13 protein-coding genes are annotated in these 18,190 nt (G+C 74.0%); 12 read left to right on the plus strand and 1 reads right to left on the minus strand.

All coding sequences use genetic code 11. From position 1 onward, the window contains the following. Positions 1-49 precede the first annotated feature (49 nt). The 11 genes from ACF061_RS19565 to ACF061_RS19615 all read left to right on the plus strand — a co-directional run bounded on the left by ACF061_RS19565 (position 50) and on the right by ACF061_RS19615 (position 14,436). Complete coding sequence (locus ACF061_RS19565) at positions 50-1,054, plus strand: sugar ABC transporter substrate-binding protein (RefSeq protein ID WP_392268149.1); 1,005 nt, start codon at positions 50-52, stop codon at positions 1,052-1,054. Continuing rightward, entirely contained in the window at positions 1,051-2,109 is a 1,059-nt protein-coding gene (locus ACF061_RS19570; RefSeq protein WP_392268150.1) for an ABC transporter permease, read from the plus strand. The genes ACF061_RS19565 and ACF061_RS19570 overlap by 4 nt, the downstream gene beginning before the upstream one ends. After that, positions 2,106-2,903 carry an ATP-binding cassette domain-containing protein gene (locus tag ACF061_RS19575; RefSeq protein WP_392268151.1) on the plus strand — a complete coding sequence of 266 codons (798 nt, stop codon included), beginning with the start codon at positions 2,106-2,108 and terminating at the stop codon, positions 2,901-2,903. Before ACF061_RS19570 ends, ACF061_RS19575 begins: the two co-directional genes overlap by 4 nt. 118 nt (positions 2,904-3,021) lie before the next feature. After that, positions 3,022-4,170 carry an ROK family glucokinase gene (locus ACF061_RS19580; RefSeq protein ID WP_392268152.1) on the plus strand — a complete coding sequence of 383 codons (1,149 nt, stop codon included), beginning with the start codon at positions 3,022-3,024 and terminating at the stop codon, positions 4,168-4,170. After that, positions 4,167-4,754, plus strand: a complete 588-nt coding sequence (locus ACF061_RS19585; RefSeq protein ID WP_392268153.1) for a sugar kinase — start codon at positions 4,167-4,169, stop codon at positions 4,752-4,754. Before ACF061_RS19580 ends, ACF061_RS19585 begins: the two co-directional genes overlap by 4 nt. A gap of 287 nt (positions 4,755-5,041) precedes the next feature. Further along, positions 5,042-8,065: an SNF2-related protein gene (locus ACF061_RS19590; protein WP_392268154.1), complete on the plus strand. Its 3,024-nt coding sequence runs from the start codon at positions 5,042-5,044 to the stop codon at positions 8,063-8,065. After that, positions 8,065-10,551, plus strand: a complete 2,487-nt coding sequence (locus ACF061_RS19595) for an SWIM zinc finger family protein (protein WP_392268155.1) — start codon at positions 8,065-8,067, stop codon at positions 10,549-10,551. Before ACF061_RS19590 ends, ACF061_RS19595 begins: the two co-directional genes overlap by 1 nt. Positions 10,552-10,996: 445 nt before the next feature. After that, positions 10,997-12,301, plus strand: coding sequence for an alpha/beta fold hydrolase (locus ACF061_RS19600; protein ID WP_392268156.1), 1,305 nt, complete (start codon positions 10,997-10,999; stop codon positions 12,299-12,301). A gap of 143 nt (positions 12,302-12,444) precedes the next feature. Continuing rightward, entirely contained in the window at positions 12,445-13,080 is a 636-nt protein-coding gene (locus tag ACF061_RS19605) for an MBL fold metallo-hydrolase (protein ID WP_392268157.1), read from the plus strand. Between the two features lie 73 nt (positions 13,081-13,153). Beyond that, positions 13,154-13,933 (plus strand): exodeoxyribonuclease III, encoded by a 780-nt coding sequence (locus tag ACF061_RS19610; RefSeq protein ID WP_392268158.1) that lies wholly within the window; start codon positions 13,154-13,156, stop codon positions 13,931-13,933. Positions 13,934-13,992: 59 nt separating this feature from the next. Next, positions 13,993-14,436 carry a DUF6278 family protein gene (locus ACF061_RS19615; RefSeq protein ID WP_392268159.1) on the plus strand — a complete coding sequence of 148 codons (444 nt, stop codon included), beginning with the start codon at positions 13,993-13,995 and terminating at the stop codon, positions 14,434-14,436. Between the two features lie 481 nt (positions 14,437-14,917). On the opposite strand, the gene ACF061_RS19620 is transcribed toward ACF061_RS19615, so the two are convergent. Continuing rightward, positions 14,918-15,442 carry a hypothetical protein gene (locus ACF061_RS19620; RefSeq protein WP_392268160.1) on the minus strand — a complete coding sequence of 175 codons (525 nt, stop codon included), beginning with the start codon at positions 15,440-15,442 and terminating at the stop codon, positions 14,918-14,920. 791 nt (positions 15,443-16,233) lie between these two features. Here ACF061_RS19620 and ggt point away from each other — a divergent pair. Further along, on the plus strand, positions 16,234-18,045 hold the full coding sequence (gene ggt / locus ACF061_RS19625; RefSeq protein WP_392268161.1) for a gamma-glutamyltransferase: 1,812 nt from the start codon (positions 16,234-16,236) through the stop codon (positions 18,043-18,045). Positions 18,046-18,190: the final 145 nt, after the last annotated feature.

An 18,190-nucleotide genomic window follows, 5' to 3' on the forward strand; every position in this document is an offset into this window, starting at 1 on the left:
TCATCGGCCCCGCGCGTACGTTCGATACAGCTAAGAAGGGCACTGCCTCGTGGCACGGTTTCCAACCTGGGTAGGCATCGCGCTGGTGGGGGCACTGTCGGTGTCCCTCGCGGGATGCAGCAGCACCGGCGGCAAACGGGCGGAGGACGCCCGCAAGGCCGCGGCGGCCCAGGGGAGGGCGGCGGTGAACACCCCCCGCTGGACCTTCGCGATGATCACGCACTCCGGTGACGGCGACACCTTCTGGGACATCGTGCAGAGCGGCGCCAAGCAGGCCGCCGTCAAGGACAACATCAACTTCCTGTACTCGCACAGCGACCAGGCCCAGCAGCAGGCGCAGCTCGTGGACGCGGCGGTGGACAAGAAGGTCGACGGCATCGTCGTCACCCTCGCCAAGCCGGACGCGCTGAAGGCCGCGGTCGCCCGCGCCGAGAAGGCCGGCATCCCGGTGATCACGGTGAACTCCGGCTCCGCGGAGTCCAAGGCGTTCGGCGCGCTCACGCACGTCGGCCAGGACGAGACCGTCGCCGGCGAGGCCGTCGGGGACGAGCTGACCAAGCGGGGCAGGAAGAAGGCGCTCTGCGTCCTGCACGAGCAGGGCAACGTCGGCCACGAGCAGCGCTGCGCCGGTGTGGCGAAGACCTTCGGCGGCAAGGTGGACAACCTGTACGTCAACGGCACCAACATGCCGGACGTGCAGTCCGCGATCGAGGCGAAGCTCCAGGCCGACAAGTCCGTCGACGCGGTCGTCACGCTCGGCGCCCCGTACGCGGACACGGCCGTGAAGGCGAAGACGGACGCGGGCAGCAAGGCCGAGATCGACACCTTCGACCTCAACGCCAAGGTCGCCGCGGAGCTCAAGGACGGCACGCTCGGCTTCGCGGTCGACCAGCAGCCGTACCTCCAGGGCTACCAGGCCGTCGACCTGCTGTGGCTGTACAGGTACAACGGCGACGTCCTCGGCGGCGGCAAGCCGGTGCTCACCGGCCCGCAGATCGTCACCAAGGACCAGGCGGCCGACCTGGAGGAGTACGCGAATCGGGGCACCCGATGAGCACGACCACCGGCGAACTCGGCACCTCCGGCGAGGGCGCCGACGAACGCCTGCTGCGGACCTCGCCGCTGCGCGGACTGCTGTCCCGGCCCGAACTCGGCTCGGTCGTCGGCGCCGTCGCCGTCCTCGTCTTCTTCGCCTTCGTGGCCGACGGGTTCCTGCGCGCCTCCAGCCTGAGCACCGTGCTGTACGCGTCCTCGACGATCGGCATCATGGCGGTCCCCGTCGCGCTGCTGATGATCGGCGGCGAGTTCGACCTGTCCGCGGGCGTGATGGTGACCTCCTCCGCGCTGGTCTCCTCGATGTTCAGCTACCAGATGACCGCCAACGTCTGGGTCGGCGTGGGCGTGTCCCTGCTGGTCACCCTGGCGATCGGCGCCTTCAACGGCTTCATGCTCACCCGCACCCGGCTGCCCAGCTTCATCATCACGCTGGGCACCTTCCTGATGCTGACCGGCATGAACCTGGGCTTCACCAAGCTGATCGACGGCACCGTCTCCACCAAGACGATCGGCGACATGGAGGGCTTCCCGGCCGCGCACGCCGTCTTCGCCTCCACGCTCACCGTCGGCGGCGTCGACTTCAAGGTCACCATCCTGTGGTGGTTCGCCCTGGTCGCCCTCGGCTCCTGGATCCTGCTGCGCACCCGCACGGGCAACTGGATCTTCGCGGTCGGCGGCAACCAGGACGCGGCCCGCGCCGTCGGCGTGCCGGTGACCCGGACCAAGATCGGCCTCTACATGGGCGTGGCCCTCGGCGCCTGGATCTCCGGCCAGCACCTGCTCTTCTCCTTCGACGCCGTGCAGTCCGGCGAGGGCGTGGGCAACGAGCTGATCTACATCATCGCCGCCGTCATCGGCGGCTGCCTGATCACCGGCGGCTACGGCAGCGCCGTCGGATCGGCGGTCGGCGCGTTCCTGTTCGGCATGACCAGCAAGGGCATCGTCTTCGCCGAGTGGAACCCCGACTGGTTCAAGTTCTTCCTCGGAGCGATGCTGCTCCTCGCGACCCTGCTCAACACCTGGGTGCGCAGGCGGGCGGAGGCCACCAAGTGACGCAGACCCAAGCACGTACGGCGCTCGTGGAGCTGTCCGACGTCAGCAAGCACTACGGCACCGTCCGCGCCCTGGAGGGCGTCTCCCTGGAGGTCCACGCCGGTGAGATCACCTGTGTGCTCGGCGACAACGGGGCCGGCAAGTCGACGTTGATCAAGATGATCGCGGGACTGCACCAGCACGACGGGGGCGTCCTGCGCGTCGAGGGCGAGGAGACCCGGCTCTCCTCCCCGCGCGAGGCCCTGGACCTGGGCATCGCCACCGTCTACCAGGACCTGGCCGTGGTCGGCCTGATGCCGGTGTGGCGGAACTTCTTCCTCGGCTCCGAGCCCCGCAGGGGCGTCGGCCCCTTCAAGCGCATGGACGTCGACCTCATGCGCCGGACCACCCGGGACGAGCTGCTGCGCATGGGCATCGACCTCAGGGACGTCGACCAGCCCATCGGCACCCTGTCGGGCGGCGAACGCCAGTGCGTGGCGATCGCGCGCGCGGTCCACTTCGGCGCCAAGGTGCTCGTCCTCGACGAGCCCACGGCCGCCCTCGGCGTCAAGCAGTCGGGCGTGGTCCTGAAGTACGTGGCCGCGGCCCGGGACCGGGGACTCGGTGTCGTGCTCATCACCCACAACCCGCACCACGCGTATCTGGTGGGCGACCGGTTCGTGCTGCTCAAGAGGGGCACGATGGTGGGCCGTCACACCCGGGACCAGATCACCCTGGACGAGCTGACCCGGCAGATGGCGGGCGGCAGCGAGCTCGACGACCTGCGTCATGAACTCGAGAAGACCACCCCGTAGCGGCGCCGGGACGGCCCTGCCGGCCGTCCTCACGGGCGCGCGTGCGGCCCGTCCGGGGACCGGCGCCGCCGGTGCCCCGTACGACGCCCTTACCGCCCGTGCGGCAGAATCGAGGCCGATGAGCACCTACCGCGACCTCACCGCCCCCATCGGCTCCCGCCGCGCCCCGGTCCTGCGCACCGTGGGCACCCGGGAGCGCCGTTCCCACCTGACGGCGCCCCGGGTGCCCACGGTCGGCATCGACATCGGCGGCACCAAGGTGATGGCCGGCGTCGTCGACGCCGACGGGAACATCCTGGAGCGGCTGCGCACCGAGACGCCGGACAAGTCCAAGAGCCCCAAGGTCGTCGAGGACACCATCGTCGAACTGGTGCTGGACCTGTCCGACCGGCACGACGTGCACGCGGTCGGCATCGGCGCGGCCGGCTGGGTCGACGCCGACCGCAACCGCGTGCTGTTCGCGCCCCACCTGTCCTGGCGCAACGAGCCGCTGCGCGACCGCCTCTCCGAGCGACTGTCGGTGCCGGTCCTGGTCGACAACGACGCCAACGCCGCCGCCTGGGCCGAGTGGCGCTTCGGCGCCGGCCGGGGCGAGGACCACCTCGTCATGATCACGCTGGGCACCGGCATCGGCGGCGCGATCCTCGAGGACGGCCAGGTCAAGCGCGGCAAGTTCGGCGTCGCCGGTGAGTTCGGGCACATGCAGGTGGTGCCCGGCGGCCACCGCTGCCCGTGCGGCAACCGGGGCTGCTGGGAGCAGTACAGCTCCGGCAACGCCCTGGTGCGCGAGGCCCGCGAGCTGGCCGCCGCCGACTCCCCGGTCGCCTACGGCATCATCGAACACGTCAAGGGCAGCATCGCCGACATCACCGGCCCGATGATCACCGAGCTGGCCCGCGAGGGCGACGCCATGTGCGTCGAACTGCTCCAGGACATCGGCCAGTGGCTCGGCGTCGGCATCGCCAACCTCGCCGCCGCGCTCGACCCGTCCTGCTTCGTCATCGGCGGCGGTGTCTCGGCCGCCGACGACCTGCTGATCGGCCCCGCGCGGGACGCGTTCAAACGCCACCTCACCGGCCGCGGCTACCGCCCCGAGGCCCGCATCACCCGCGCCCAGCTCGGCCCCGAGGCCGGCATGGTCGGCGCCGCCGACCTCGCCCGGCTGGTCGCCCGCCGCTTCCGGCGCGCCAAACGCCGCCGGGTGGAGCGCCACGAGCGCTACGAGCGGTACGCCGAGGCCCGGCGCGCCGCCCGGGAGGCACCGTGACGATGTCGTTGCCGCGTCAGGCGGCGCCCCCGCACGAGCCACCGCCGCCCCGGCGTGCCGAGACCCGCCACGACCGCAACCGCCGCCGCGCGCTCACCCTGCTGATCATCGTGCTGCTCATCGGCGTACCGGCGGGCTATCTGCTCTGGTGCGCCCACCAGAGCCGCAGCAGCGGCAGGGACAAGGCCGCGAAGTACGCGGCGACCGGACTCACCCCCACCTATCCGGCCAAGGTCCAGCGCCGCCTGTACGAGGTCCCGGTCCCGCATCCCGCCGACCGGGTCGCCTCCTACGAGACGAACAACTGGCGCACCAGCCGTCTCTACGTCCAGTTCCGCACCACCGAAGCCGGCCTCGACACCTTCCTCGACGCCATGGGCGTCAACCGGAACGACCTCGGGAAGGGCGACGTCACCATCAGCGCCCGCGACCGCCAGATCACCGGCTGGACGTTCAAGGACCCCGGACCGTGGTGGGGCCTCAGCCACAGCCAGAAGAACCCGGCCCCCACGCAGGACGTCATGGTGAACCTGTCCAACCCGGTTCTCCCGATGGTCTACGTCGTCTCCCGCACCGTCCCCTAGCTCCTGGACCCGGCACCTGGACCGCGGGCCCCGTCCGTCTTCGGGTCCTGGACCTCGGGCCCGGGGCCCCGGATCGCGGGTCTCTCGGTCCCCGATCAGGTCCCGGACCTCGACACCAGGGTCCCGGACCCCGGACCGAGGGTCTCGGCCCCGTCCGGATCCCGGACCCCGGCCCGGAACCCCGGGCCGGGACGCCGTGCGGGCCGTCCGCCGGAGCCGACTGTCAGACCCCGCCCGTAGAGTCGGAGACGACTGACTCGAGCAGCGAGCGGGAGGTGACAGGACGGATGAGCGAGATGGCCGTGGCGGAGCGGACCGGGGCGGCGGACGCCGTGTCCGTGCGGCTCGCCGCCGTCTTCCTGCCCGCCCCCCTTCCGCGTGAGAGCCGTATCGCGTTCTGGGACCCGGAGGGCGAGGTATGGCCGCCGACCGGACCCACCGCGCCCGCCGGGCACCCGGCCGACGCACCGCCGGGGACCGGCGAGCGGGCGGCCACCGGTCTGTCCTGGCCCGGCACCGAGATCGCCGACGCGCCCGCGGACCCCACGGTAGAAGACCCGTCGGCACCGCTGGACCGAACGGCCGGCGAACCGCCCCTGCGCACCGAGCTCACGGTCGTGCGACGGCACGGGGCGGGAGTGCGCCGCAGGACCGCACCGGCCCTGTCGCTGCCGATCGGCGACGCCCTGCCCCACCTCGTGCGCGCCCGGCACGACCCGGCGGCCCATCCCGCCACGGCCTGCTGGGGCGCGGCGGCCCTGCACGCACTGGGGCTCACCGCCCGCGGCCGGCTGCTGCCCGGCCTGACCGCCGCCGGGCACGACGCCTGGCGCGCCGGCCCCCTCGGCCCGGACGACATCGCACACCTGCGGGCCATCGCCGCGGCCCTGCCGTACGAGGGACACGCGGTCCCGCTGCCCGGTTCGGGCCCGCTGCGCCTGCCCGAACCGGAAGCGCTGCTGCGCGCCTTCCTCGACGCGGTCGCCGACACCCTGCCCCGCACCCCCGCCGCGCCCCACACCGTCGGGAAGCCCTTCGCGGACCGGCGGCCGCAGCACCTGCCGGCCGCCCGCGACTGGGCGGCCGAGGTCGCGGCCGGCATGGACGCGGGCGTGCGGATCTCGCTGCGCCTGGACCTGTCGGCGTACGACCTGTTCGACGCCGAGACCGGTGACGGGGACGACAGCCGTGACGAGGGGGCGGCCCGCCGGGCGGGCGCGGCGATCGTGCAGGTGCACAGCCTCTCCGACCCCACCCTGGTCGCCGACGCGGCGGCCCTGTGGTCGGGCGAGGCCGACTCGGCGTTCGGCCCCCGCGCGCGGGTGGACGCCGCGCTGGCCGTGCGGCGCGCCGCCCGTGTCTGGCCGCCGCTGGACCGGCTCGCCGAACAGGAGACCCCCGACGTCCTCGCCCTGTCCGAGGCGGAGGTGAGCGAACTCCTCGGAGCGGCCGCGACCCGGCTCGCGGCGGCCGGCGTCGACGTGCACTGGCCCCGCGACCTGGCACAGGACCTGACCGCCACCGCCGTGGTGCGGCCCGCGCCGGGCTCGGCGACCGACGGCACCGGCTTCTTCGAGAGCGAGGAACTGCTCAGGTTCCGCTGGCAGCTGGCGCTCGGCGGCGATCCGCTCACCGACGCCGAGATGGACGCCCTCGCCGAGGCCCACCGCCCGGTCGTACGGCTGCGGGACCGCTGGGTGCTCGTCGATCCCGCCCTCGTCCGCAAGGCCCGCAGGCGCGACCTCGGCCTGCTCGACCCGGTCGACGCGCTCTCCGTCGCCCTCACCGGCACCGCCGAGGTGGACGGCGAGACGGTCGAGGCGGTCCCGGCCGGCGCCCTGGCCGCGCTGCGGGACCGCATCACGGCGGGGATACGTCCTGCCGAGCCGCCCCCGGGCCTCGACGCCACCCTGCGCGACTACCAGCTGCGCGGGCTGGCCTGGCTCGACCTCATGACCTCGCTCGGCCTCGGCGGCTGCCTCGCCGACGACATGGGCCTGGGCAAGACGGTCACCGTCATCGCCCTGCATCTGAAGCGGGCGCACCACGCACCCACCCTGGTGGTCTGCCCGGCCTCCCTGCTGGGCAACTGGCAGCGGGAGATCACCCGGTTCGCGCCCGGCGTGCCCGTCCGCCGCTTCCACGGCCCGGACCGCACCCTGGACGGCCTCGACGGCGGCTTCGTGCTCACCACGTACGGCACCATGCGCTCGGCCGCGCCCCTGCTGGCCGGGCAGCCGTGGGGCATGGTCGTCGCCGACGAGGCACAGCACGTCAAGAACCCGTACTCGGCGACGGCCAAAGCCCTGCGCACCATCCCGTCCCCCGCGCGCGTGGCCCTCACCGGCACCCCCGTGGAGAACAACCTCTCCGAACTGTGGGCCATCCTCGACTGGACCACCCCCGGACTCCTGGGCCCGCTGAAGTCCTTCCGCGCCCGGCACGCGCGCGCGGTGGAGAACGGCGAGGACGAGCAGGCGGTGGAGCGGCTGGCCCGTCTGGTGCGTCCGTTCCTGCTGCGCCGCCGCAAGTCGGACCCCGGGATCGTTCCCGAGCTGCCGCCCAAGACCGAGACGGACCACCCGGTCCCGCTCACCCGCGAACAGGCCGCGCTGTACGAGGCCGTGGTACGGGAGTCGATGCTGGCCATCGAGACGGCCCGGGGCATGGCCCGCCGCGGCCTGGTCCTCAAGCTGCTGACCTCGCTCAAGCAGATCTGCGACCACCCGGCCCTGTACCTGAAGGACGGGCACCCGCGGGACGGCGGCGACCGCGTGGCGGCCCGCTCCGGCAAACTGACCCTGCTGGACGAACTGCTGGACACCCTGCTCGCCGAGGACGGCTCGGCCCTGGTCTTCACGCAGTACGTCGGCATGGCCCGCCTGATCACCTCGCACCTCGCCGCCCGGGCGGTTCCGGTCGACCTCCTCCACGGCGGGACGCCGGTCCCGGAGCGCGAGCGGATGGTGGACCGTTTCCAGGCCGGTGAGACGCCCGTCCTCGTGCTCTCCCTGAAGGCGGCCGGCACCGGCCTGAACCTCACCCGCGCCGGCCACGTCGTGCACTTCGACCGCTGGTGGAACCCGGCGGTCGAGGAACAGGCCACGGACCGCGCCTACCGCATCGGCCAGACCCAGCCCGTGCAGGTCCACCGTCTCATCACCGAGGGAACCGTCGAGGACCGGATCGCCGAGATGCTGGCCGCCAAGCGGGCGCTGGCCGACGCGATCCTCGGCGCCGGCGAGTCGGCCCTCACCGAACTGACCGACCGCGAGCTGTCCGACCTGGTGTCGTTGCGCAGGGAGGCCTGATGGGCACGACGAAGCGGACGGAGACGGCGGGCGGCACCGGGACGCCGGACGCGGACGAGCCGGTGGTCGCCCGCACCGCGCCCGCCGACGACGTCGCCGGCTGCCGGGCCGCCCCGCGGCACGACACCGAGGCTGCGGGCGCCACGCGACCCCACGAGCCCGGTGACCAGGACGGCCCGGGGGAGGGCGGACGCGACGCCGGGGAAGACAGCCCTCGCGCCGGGCGGGAACCGGCGCCCGGGGCGTTCGCCGCCGCCCCGTCGGCCCGGCCGGGCGACGCGGCCCGCGAGGCGCTGCGGGCCGCCCGGGGACAGCGGCCGTCGGCGGACGCGCCGGCCGAACCCGGACCGGCCGCGCACAGCCCGGCCAAAGCGGCCGGAGACGCCCCCGCCGGACATCCGGCCCGCCCCGGAGACGTGGCCCGCGCGGCCCTGCGCCGGGCGGCCTCGGCCCGGCGGGACGAGGGTCCGACCGGCGGCGAGGCCGCCTCGGCTGGGGTGTCGCAGACCCCGGCGGAGAGCTCCGCCGGGCCGGTGCGCACCGCCCGGCCGCGTTCCTCGGGCGCGCGTCCCGCCGACGCGGCGCGCGAGGCCCTGCGCGCCGCCCGCGCGCCCGGCGTCGCCCACCGCGATCCCGCGGGCGCCGGGCCGGCTCCTCGCGCGAACACGCGCGCCGGAGCGCACGCGGACGGCAGCGCGGCCCCCGGCGGGGCGGCGGAAGCGCGCACCGGTACGGAACCGGCCACCGGTACGGACCCGGCCACCGGTACGGACCCGGCCACCGGGACGGACCCGGTCGCCGGTACGGATCAAGGTGCCGGTACGGGCCCGGTCGCTGGTACGGACACGGACGACGGTACGGGTCAGGGCACCGGTACAGGTCAGGGCACCGGTACGGACCCGGTTACCGGTGCGGGACCCGCGTTCGGCAACGGTACGGTCATCGGTGCGGGGCCTGTGTCCGGCAACAGTCCGGGCGCCGGTGCGCACTCCGGTGCCCTTACCGGCTCCGGTACAGCCACGGCCCCCGGCACTCGGACGAATTCCCCGACGCGCGCGGACCGTGACGCCCGCGCGGACCGTGACGCCCGTACGGAGCGCGACGCCCGCACGGGCCCGGACGCCGGGGTCTTCTCCCTGGCCGGTGTCCCCGGCCCGGCCGCGCCCCGAGGGTCGGCCGCCGCCGACCGCACCGCGCAGGCCGCTCCCCAGGTCCCCGCGACCATGGCCTCGCCCCGTCGCGACGGCGAGCTCCGGCGTACGTTCCCGGCTTCGCCGGCCCGGGCGGCGGTTGGGTCCGGCTTCGCCGAGACCTGGTGGGGCGAGGCGTGGCTCACCGCGCTGGAGGAGGGTGCGCTGGACGCGGCCCGGCTGGCCCGGGGGCGCGGTTACGCGGAGAAGGGCCGTGTGGACGCCATCACCGTGACCCCGGGTCTCGTGCTGGCGTACGTCCAGGGGAGCCGGCCTCGCCCGTACCGGGTTCAGGTGCGGCTGCGGACGCTGGACGACGCGGACTGGGACCGGTTCCTGGCGGCCGCCGCCGACCGTCCCGGACACATCGCCGCGCTCCTCGACAAGGAGATGCCGCACTCCCTCGCCGACTGCGGGGTGCCGCTGCTCCCCGGCCCGGGCGATCTGGAACCGCACTGCAGCTGCCCCGACCGGGCCCACCCCTGCAAGCACGCGGCGGCCCTGTGCTACCAGACCGCGCGCCTGCTGGACGCCGACCCCTTCGTCCTGCTGTTGCTCCGCGGCCGGGGCGAGCGTGAGCTGCTCGACGCCCTGTCCCGGCTGAGCGCCGCCCGAGCGGCCCGCGCCGCGGGTGACCGGGATCCGGAGCCGTTGCCCGGGGTGCGCGCCACCGAGGCCCTCGCCCCGCGCCGGCTCCCGCCCCTGCCCGCCCCGCAGACGCCCCCGCCGCACCCCGGACAGCCCCCGGCGTACCCGGCGGCACCGGGCGGCCCGGACCCGTTCGCCCTGGACCAGTTGGCGACCGACGCCGCCGCCCGCGCCCACGCCCTGCTCACCACGGGCCGCGACCCGGTCGGCGGGCTGACGCTGTTGCAGGACGCGGTGCGCCTGGCAGCGGCCCGTCCCGGCTCCGGACTGACCGCCGCGACCCGTGCGCTCTACGCCTCGCTCGCGGCCGCCGTCGGGTGCGGCACGGCCGACCTGGCGCGGGCCGTGGCGGCTTGGCGGCAGGGCGGCCTGGAAGGACTGACCGTCCTCGAGGAGTCCTGGGACCCGCCGGCCGGCCGGTTCGACCGGGCCCGGCCGCTTCTCCTCGCCGCGGACCTGCCCGCCTTCCGCCCCCGGCGCAACCGGCTCACCCACCCCCGCGGCCACCTCCAGCTCCGCCTGGGCCGGGACGGCCTGTGGTACGCGTACGAATCCGAGCCCGGACGCGAGGACTGGTGGCCGCGCGGCACTCCCGACCTGGATCCGGTCGGCGCTCTGACCGGCCTGGACGCACCTGCCGACCTCTGAGGGCGGGCGGCTCGACCGCGGCGGAGCGTCCGTCGGCCTCGGCGGACGGACGCCCCGAGCCGGACGTAGCGCTCGCCGGCCGTACAGGACCGACGCCCTGAGCTCCCCACCTCGCGCCCGCCGGCGTCCAAGGACCGGCGCCGCCACCCGGCGCCGCGCCCGTCGGCCTTGCAACACGCATGCCCTGACCGCGACGTCGCGCCCCGCCGGCCCGGGAGGTCGGACGCCCCGACCCCGGCGCCCCATGCCTCCTTCGGTGGTGTGGCCCCGGCGTCGCACCCGTCCCCGGCGTTGTTCCCGCGGCCTCCGGAACGTCGGAGGGCCGCTCCACACCGACGGGCCGGGTGAAGGGAGTGTGAGGATTCACGGTTGATCCACGGGAGTCCGGGGTGGGAACTGGGGGGCCCGGGACGGAGGCGTACCGGGCGGCGGTTAGCGTGGAGCGGTGAGTGAGACGACGACCCCAGCCCTCCAGTACCGCTTCGACGGCCCGGAAGACGCCCCGGTCCTCATCCTCGGCCCCTCACTCGGGACGACGTGGCACATGTGGGACCGGCAGGTGCCGGAGCTGACGAAGCAGTGGCGTGTCTTCCGGTTCGACCTGCCGGGACACGGCGGCGCACCGGCGCACCCGGCCGGATCGGTGAGCGACCTCGCCGCTCGGCTGCTGGTCACCCTCGACGGCCTCGGCGTGCAGCGCTTCGGCTACGCGGGCTGCGCGCTCGGCGGAGCGATCGGCGTGGAGCTGGCGCTGCGCCACCCCGAACGCCTCGCCTCCCTCGCGCTGATCGCCGCCTCGCCCCGGTTCGGCACGGCGGACGAGTTCCGCCAGCGCGGGGTGGTCGTCCGTACGAACGGGCTCGACCCGATCGCCCGTACTTCCCCGGACCGCTGGTTCACCACCGGGTTCGCCGCGGCCCAGCCCGCGATCACCGACTGGGCCGTGCAGATGGTGCGGACCACCGACCCCGGCTGCTACATCGCCGCCTGCGAGGCGCTGGCCGCGTTCGACGTGCGGGCCGAACTCGGCCGGGTCGGCGTGCCGACGCTGGTCCTGGTCGGTTCCGAGGACCAGGTCACCGGCCCCGCGGAGGCCCGTACCCTGGTGGCCGGCATCCCGGACGCCCGCCTCGCCGTGGTGCCCGGCGCTTCCCACCTGGTCCCGGTCGAACAGCCGGCCGCCGTCACCGACCTGCTGGTCCGGCACTTCTCCACGGCCTGGCAGCCGGCGTTCGACTCGAGCACCGGCCAGCTCGCGGTCGTCGCGGCCCCGGCCCGGCCGGTGCTGGCAGCGTCCCCCCCGGCTCCGCAGGCCGCGCCGATCGCCGAGATCGCCCCGGCCGCGGCTCCGCCCGGGCCCAGCGGCGGCGCGGACCCGTACGACATCGGTCTCAAGATCCGCCGTGAGGTGCTCGGCGACGCGCACGTCGACCAGGAGCTGGCCGGCGCCGACGACTTCTCCGGCGACTTCCAGGAACTGCTCACCCGCTGCGCCTGGGGCGGGATCTGGAACCGCCCGGGACTGGACCGGCGCACGCGTAGCTGCGTCGCCCTGGCCGCCCTGGTCGCGGGCGGCCACACGGAGGAGCTGGCCGCCCACACCAGGGCAGCCCTGCGCAACGGCCTCACCCCGGACGAGATCAAGGAAGTGCTGCTCCAGACGGCGGTCTACTGCGGCATGCCCGCCGCCGCCAGTGCCTTCAGAGTGGCCCAGCGGATCATCCAGGAGGAGACCACTCCCACGGTCTGATCACGCGCCGGCGGCCGGACATCGGGCCGGGTTCCCCGGCGGACGCCCGGCCGGAGTCGGCTCCGCTCGAAAGCCGCAGCCGAGCACCAGGAGCACCACTCTGACGTGCCCGTGGGGCTAGTTCGCGGGGCAGGATGGGACTCATGAAGTTCACGAAGAAGTCGCACTCCTGCATCGTCCTCGAGAAGGACGGGCGCCGGCTCGTCGTCGACCCCGGCATGTTCAGCGAGGAGGACGCCACGGCCGGCGCGGACGCGATCCTGATCACCCACGAGCACCCGGACCACTTCGACGAGGCCCGGCTGCGCGCCGCCCTGGAGGCCGGACCCGGCACCGAGGTGTGGACCCTGAAGTCCGTCGCGGACCAGCTCTCCGCGGCCTTCCCGGGCCGGGTGCACACCGTCGGCCACGGCGACACCTTCACGGCGGCCGGCTTCGACGTGCAGGTCCACGGCGAGCTGCACGCGGTGATCCACCCGGACATCCCGCGCATCACCAACGTCGGCTACCTGATCGAGGGCGGCGGCGTCTTCCACCCCGGCGACGCGCTCACCGTGCCCGACCACCCGGTCGAGACGCTGATGCTCCCGGTGATGGCGCCCTGGAACAAGATCTCCGAGGTGATCGACTACGTCCGTGAGGTCAAGCCGCGGCGCGCCTACGACATCCACGACGCCCTCCTGACCGACCTCGCCCGGCCCATCTACGACCGTCAGGTCGGCGCCCTGGGCGGCGCTGAGCACCTGCGGCTGACGCCGGGGGCGTCGGCGGAGGTCTGAGCGGTCCGCGGGGGAGCGCGGTCACGCGGCCGGGCGGGACGCGCTGTCGGTCCCGCCCGGTAGGTTGTGGGACATGCGCATCGCGACCTGGAACGTGAACTCGATCACCGCCCGCCTGCCGAGGCTGCTGGCCTGGCTGGAGAGCAGCGGCACCGACGTGCTCTGCCTGCAGGAGGCCAAGATCGCCGAGGACCAGTTCCCGTTCGACCAGCTGCGCGAGGCGGGCTACGAGGCCGCGGTCCACGCCACCGGGCGGTGGAACGGCGTGGCGGTGCTCTCCCGCGTGGGCCTGGCGGACGTGGTCAAGGGCCTGCCCGGCGACCCCGGCTACGAGGGCGTCCAGGAGCCCAGGGCGGTCTCCGCGACCTGCGGCCCGGTCCGCGTCTGGTCGGTCTACGTGCCCAACGGCCGCGAGGTGGACCACCCGCACTACGCCTACAAGCTCCAGTGGTTCGAGGCGCTGAGGGCGGCCGTCGCGGGCGACGCCGGCGGTGGCCGCCCCTTCGCCGTCCTCGGCGACTACAACGTCGCGCCGACGGACGACGACGTCTACGACCGGGCGGCCTTCGAGGGCTCCACGCACGTCACCCCCGCCGAGCGCGCGGCGCTGGCCTCCCTGCGCGAGGCCGGCCTCGCGGACGTGGTCCCGCGGCCCCTGAAGTACGACCACCCCTTCACCTACTGGGACTACCGGCAGCTCTGCTTCCCCAAGAACCGCGGCATGCGCATCGACCTGGTGTACGGGAACGAGCCCTTCGCCAAGGCGGTCACCGACGCCTATGTCGACCGCGAGGAGCGCAAGGGCAAGGGCGCCTCGGACCACGCGCCCGTGGTGGTCGACCTCGACGTGTGAGCACGACACCGGCGTCCGCCCTGTGGTGCGCACGGCGGTGCCGGTGCCACGCTGGGTACATGAACATCCCGTTCGTGGGCAACTGGCGAAAGAAGCACGCGCCGTCCCTCGGTGTCGCCGTGGTCTCCGCCGACGGCTCCCCGGATCCCGGGGACCTCGCCGACCTCCTCTCCACCTGCGAGCTGCTGCGCGCCCAGGCCGCCGAGGCCGACGTCCGGCTCGACGAGTCGGCGGCCTCGCTGGAGGCGCTCGACCAGATGCTGCCGCGCTGGCGGGACGACGCCGAGAAGGTCTCCTGGCTGGGCAACGACGCGGGGTTGTACCTGGGCACGGTCATCGTGCGCACCGTGCCCGGCGCCGTATGGGAGATCTGGCCCAACGGCCATCCCGTCGTACGGCTCGTCTCCGGACGGGAGTTCGACGTCGTCGAGGCCGGTCACGCCTGGGCGGAGAGCGGCGTTCCCGAACTCTCCCAGCTCTACGCGGAGGTTGCCGAGAGCTGATCCCGGGCCTGGAACCGCGTACCGGCCGCGTCAATGCGCCCGACCTCGGCTACGATGTGCCGTTCACGGCTGTCGCAGGGACAGCGGTCCACAGAGCCATACCCGGCCGGCGGCAGCCGGAGATCACTGCTCGAGCGGCGGGACGCACAGGTAACGGTCGTCCGCGGGCGAGGAGAAGGTCAGCTGCGCGCCGGACGGGATGTGCTCGTCGCGGAACGGGCAGGCGGCTCGGGTGCCGGCGGGGGAGCCTGGCCGCCCGGGTCACGTCCGCTGTCGGCAGGGCTCAGGACGATCCTCGCCCGCTGTCCGGAACTCGACCGCGCCGCCGGACACATCCGGGTCCGTGCCGCGTCGGTGAACGACCATCAGAACCGGCGACTCGGCCGGCGGATCGATCGGTTCCACCGGCAGCGGTCGCGATGCTCGGTGATCGGCAGTCCTGACCCGGCCGCAGGGGGCGGAACCGGACGGGCGAGACCGATCACGCCCCAGCCCCGCTCTCCGGTGTCGAGGACGTGCCGCCGAGCATCGGGTCCCGGAACGCGCCGGCGAACAGGGCTCGACGCTCGGGAAAGGACAACTCCAGGGCGTCGCCGGTGGTGATGAGGGAGGTGCCCTGGCGCCGTAGGGCCGACACACGCGACTGCCGCCCGGACGGCAGCACCAGCAGGAAGAGCGGCGACCTGACGGCAATGCTGAATCGCCCGTCGCCTGCCGGTGAGTTCGCTGAGCCGGGCGACAGGTGCTCGATCTCGACGAGATCCACGGCGTCGCCGGCCAGGACCGTCAGGACGCGTACGGGCTCGTAGCCCTCCTCCGTCCCGTCACGACCCGTGTGGATGAGGGATTCGGACTCGGACACCACGGCGAGGGCGGCCCCGGACAGGGCGTCCTCGACGGCCGTCGGCGTCTCGACGTCGAGCCCCAGGACGGCCCCGCTGAGGTGCTCGCAGTCCAGCCAATCGCCACTGCTGTTCCGCACGGAGTAGTACAGCTCCTCGGACACGAGCCCGTCATCCCGACGGTGGAGGAGAAGGGCGAACCCGAGACCGTCGTCGATCCGGACATCGGCGGCGACCGGCCCATCGGCGAGAGGGGCGGGCAGACCGCGTCGAGTGCTGGTTCCGGGTTGCGGAGGTCCTGCCCGCAAGGCCTCCAGGGCGATCTCCGCCATGGCTCGTCCCATCGCTCTTCCCCTTCTCCTTCCGCACGGCTTCCACGCGGAAGCGCCGCCTGTGGAGTTCTCCGGCCGGTCGCGTGATGTGCGTGCCTGTCGGGCACGCGCATCACACAACACGGTCGCACAGCCGGCCGAGCCGGATCACGCCTCGGCCATGCGGGAACAGGACATGTCGCCCACCTGCCCGTTCCATCCGACGACTTCGACCATGCCATACGTCAGGATCCGCCCACCGGGGCCGTCTTGGACGACCACGCGGACCGCCCGGCCGATCCTGACGGGGCTGAGCCCGGAGTCCTTGGCCCGGGTCCTCCGCGTCGGCAGGGTCGTACGCGTTCGCCGAACGCCGGGTACGGGGTCGGCTCGCAGCCGGCCGAGCGCGGCGCCGGCCCCGGCCGCTGTCCCGCCCGGGACGAGGTCGCGCACGTCGTCGCTCGGTGCCGCGCACGTCGGTGCCGCGCCCCGGACTTCTGGCGTACCGGTGTTCGATGTGTGGTCATCGTGTAACCCGTTCGGGCGCGTCCGTGATGCGCCTGACGGGCCCATGGCAATGAATTAAGCTGCGCGCACGATCGGCAACCGAGCCACAACACCGGCCTGGAAGCGTGGAGGTGCGGATGCGTCGCCCTGTCGCACGGAAACTGGCGGTCCTGGCGGTCTCGGCCGCCGTGGTGTCGGTGGGAGCGGCGGCGCCGCCCACCGCGCACCCGGAGGCGAAGCCGGAACCTGTCCGGAAGGTTCCCGTGGCGGTCGGCTACGGCGGCGCCGTGGCCAGCGTCGACGCGGACGCCTCGGCGGCCGGCATCGAGGTGCTGAGGAACGGCGGCAACGCCGTCGACGCGGCCGTCGCCACCGCCGCCGCCCTCGGCGTCACCGAGCCCTACTCCTCCGGCATAGGAGGCGGCGGCTACTTCGTCTACTACGACGCCCGCACCCGCCGCGTCCACACCATCGACGGCCGCGAGACCGCGCCGCTGACCGCGGACTCCGAGCTGTTCACGGAGAACGGCAAGCCGCTCGCCTTCAACGACGCCGTCAGCAGCGGCCTGAGCGTCGGCACGCCGGGCACGCCGGCCACCTGGCAGACGGCCCTGGACGAGTGGGGCACCGAACGCCTCGGCACGGTCCTGAAGCCGGCCGAGCGGCTCGCCCGCGACGGCTTCACCGTCGACGACACCTTCCGCTCGCAGACCGCCGCCAACGAGACCCGCTTCCGCTACTTCCCCGACACCGCGAGACTGTTCCTGCCCGGCGGCCAGCTCCCCGCCGTCGGATCGACCTTCAAGAACCCCGACCTCGCCCGCACCTACCAGGAGCTGGCCAGAAAGGGCGTCGGGGCGATCTACCGGGGGGACCTCGGTGACGACATCGTCGAGACCGTCAACCACCCGCCGGTCGCCGCGGGTTCGGGCTGGAACGCCCGCCCCGGCAAGCTGTCGGAGAAGGACCTCGCCGCCTACCACGCCGAACTCCAGGCGCCCACCAGGGTCTCCTACCGCGGCCTCGACGTGTACTCCATGGCGCCCTCCTCCTCCGGCGGCACGACCGTCGGCGAGGCGCTCAACATCCTGGAGCGGACGGACCTGACGAAGGCGAGCGAGGTCCAGTACCTGCACCACTTCATCGAGGCGAGCCGCATCGCCTTCGCGGACCGCGGCCGCTGGGTCGGCGACCCCTCCTACGAGAACGTCCCCACCAGGCAGTTGCTGTCGCAGAAGTACGCCGACTCACGGGCCTGCCTCATCAAGGACGACTCCGTCCTCACCAGCCCGCTCGCCCCCGGCGACCCGCGCCACCCCGCGGCCTGCGGCGTCGGCGGAACGGCGGCCCCGACCACCTACGAGGGCGAGAACACCACGCACCTCACGGTCGCCGACCGGTGGGGGAACGTCGTCTCCTACACCCTCACCATCGAGCAGACCGGCGGCAGCGGCATCACCGTCCCCGGCCGCGGCTTCCTGCTCAACAACGAGCTGACCGACTTCTCCTTCAGCCCGGCCAACCCGGCCGTGCACGACCCGAACCTGCCCGGACCGGGCAAGCGGCCGAGGTCGTCCATCTCGCCGGTCATCGTCCTGGACCGGAACAACCGGCCGGTGGTGGCGCTGGGTTCGCCCGGCGGCGCCACCATCATCACCACCGTGCTGCAGACCCTCACCGGCTTCCTCGACCGGCGGCTGCCGCTGGTCGACGCGATCGCCGCGCCCCGCGCCAGCCAGCGCAACGCGGCCCAGACCGAACTCGAACCCGGTCTCTACGACAGCCCGGTGCGGCGGCAACTGGAGGCGATCGGCCACTCCTTCAAGCCCAACCCGGAGATCGGCGCGGCCACCGGCGTCCAGCGGCTGCCGGACGGCAGGTGGCTGGCGGCAGCCGAGAAGGTCCGCCGGGGCGGCGGATCGGCGATGGTGGTGCGCCCGCAGCGGTAGGACACGCTCGGGTCCGGGAGGACCCGAGCGGCGGGGGCCCCCCCCCCCCCCCGGCGGGGGGCCCCCCCCGCGGACGGCCCCCACCCCCGGGGTGCGGGGCCGGGCCCGGGGGGGGCCCGGGGCGCCCCCCCCCCCAGCGGGCCGA

Origin of the sequence: Streptomyces sp. NPDC015220, from assembly GCF_043079345.1 — a bacterium.
In the GTDB taxonomy this organism is placed as follows: Bacteria; Actinomycetota; Actinomycetes; order Streptomycetales; family Streptomycetaceae; genus Streptomyces.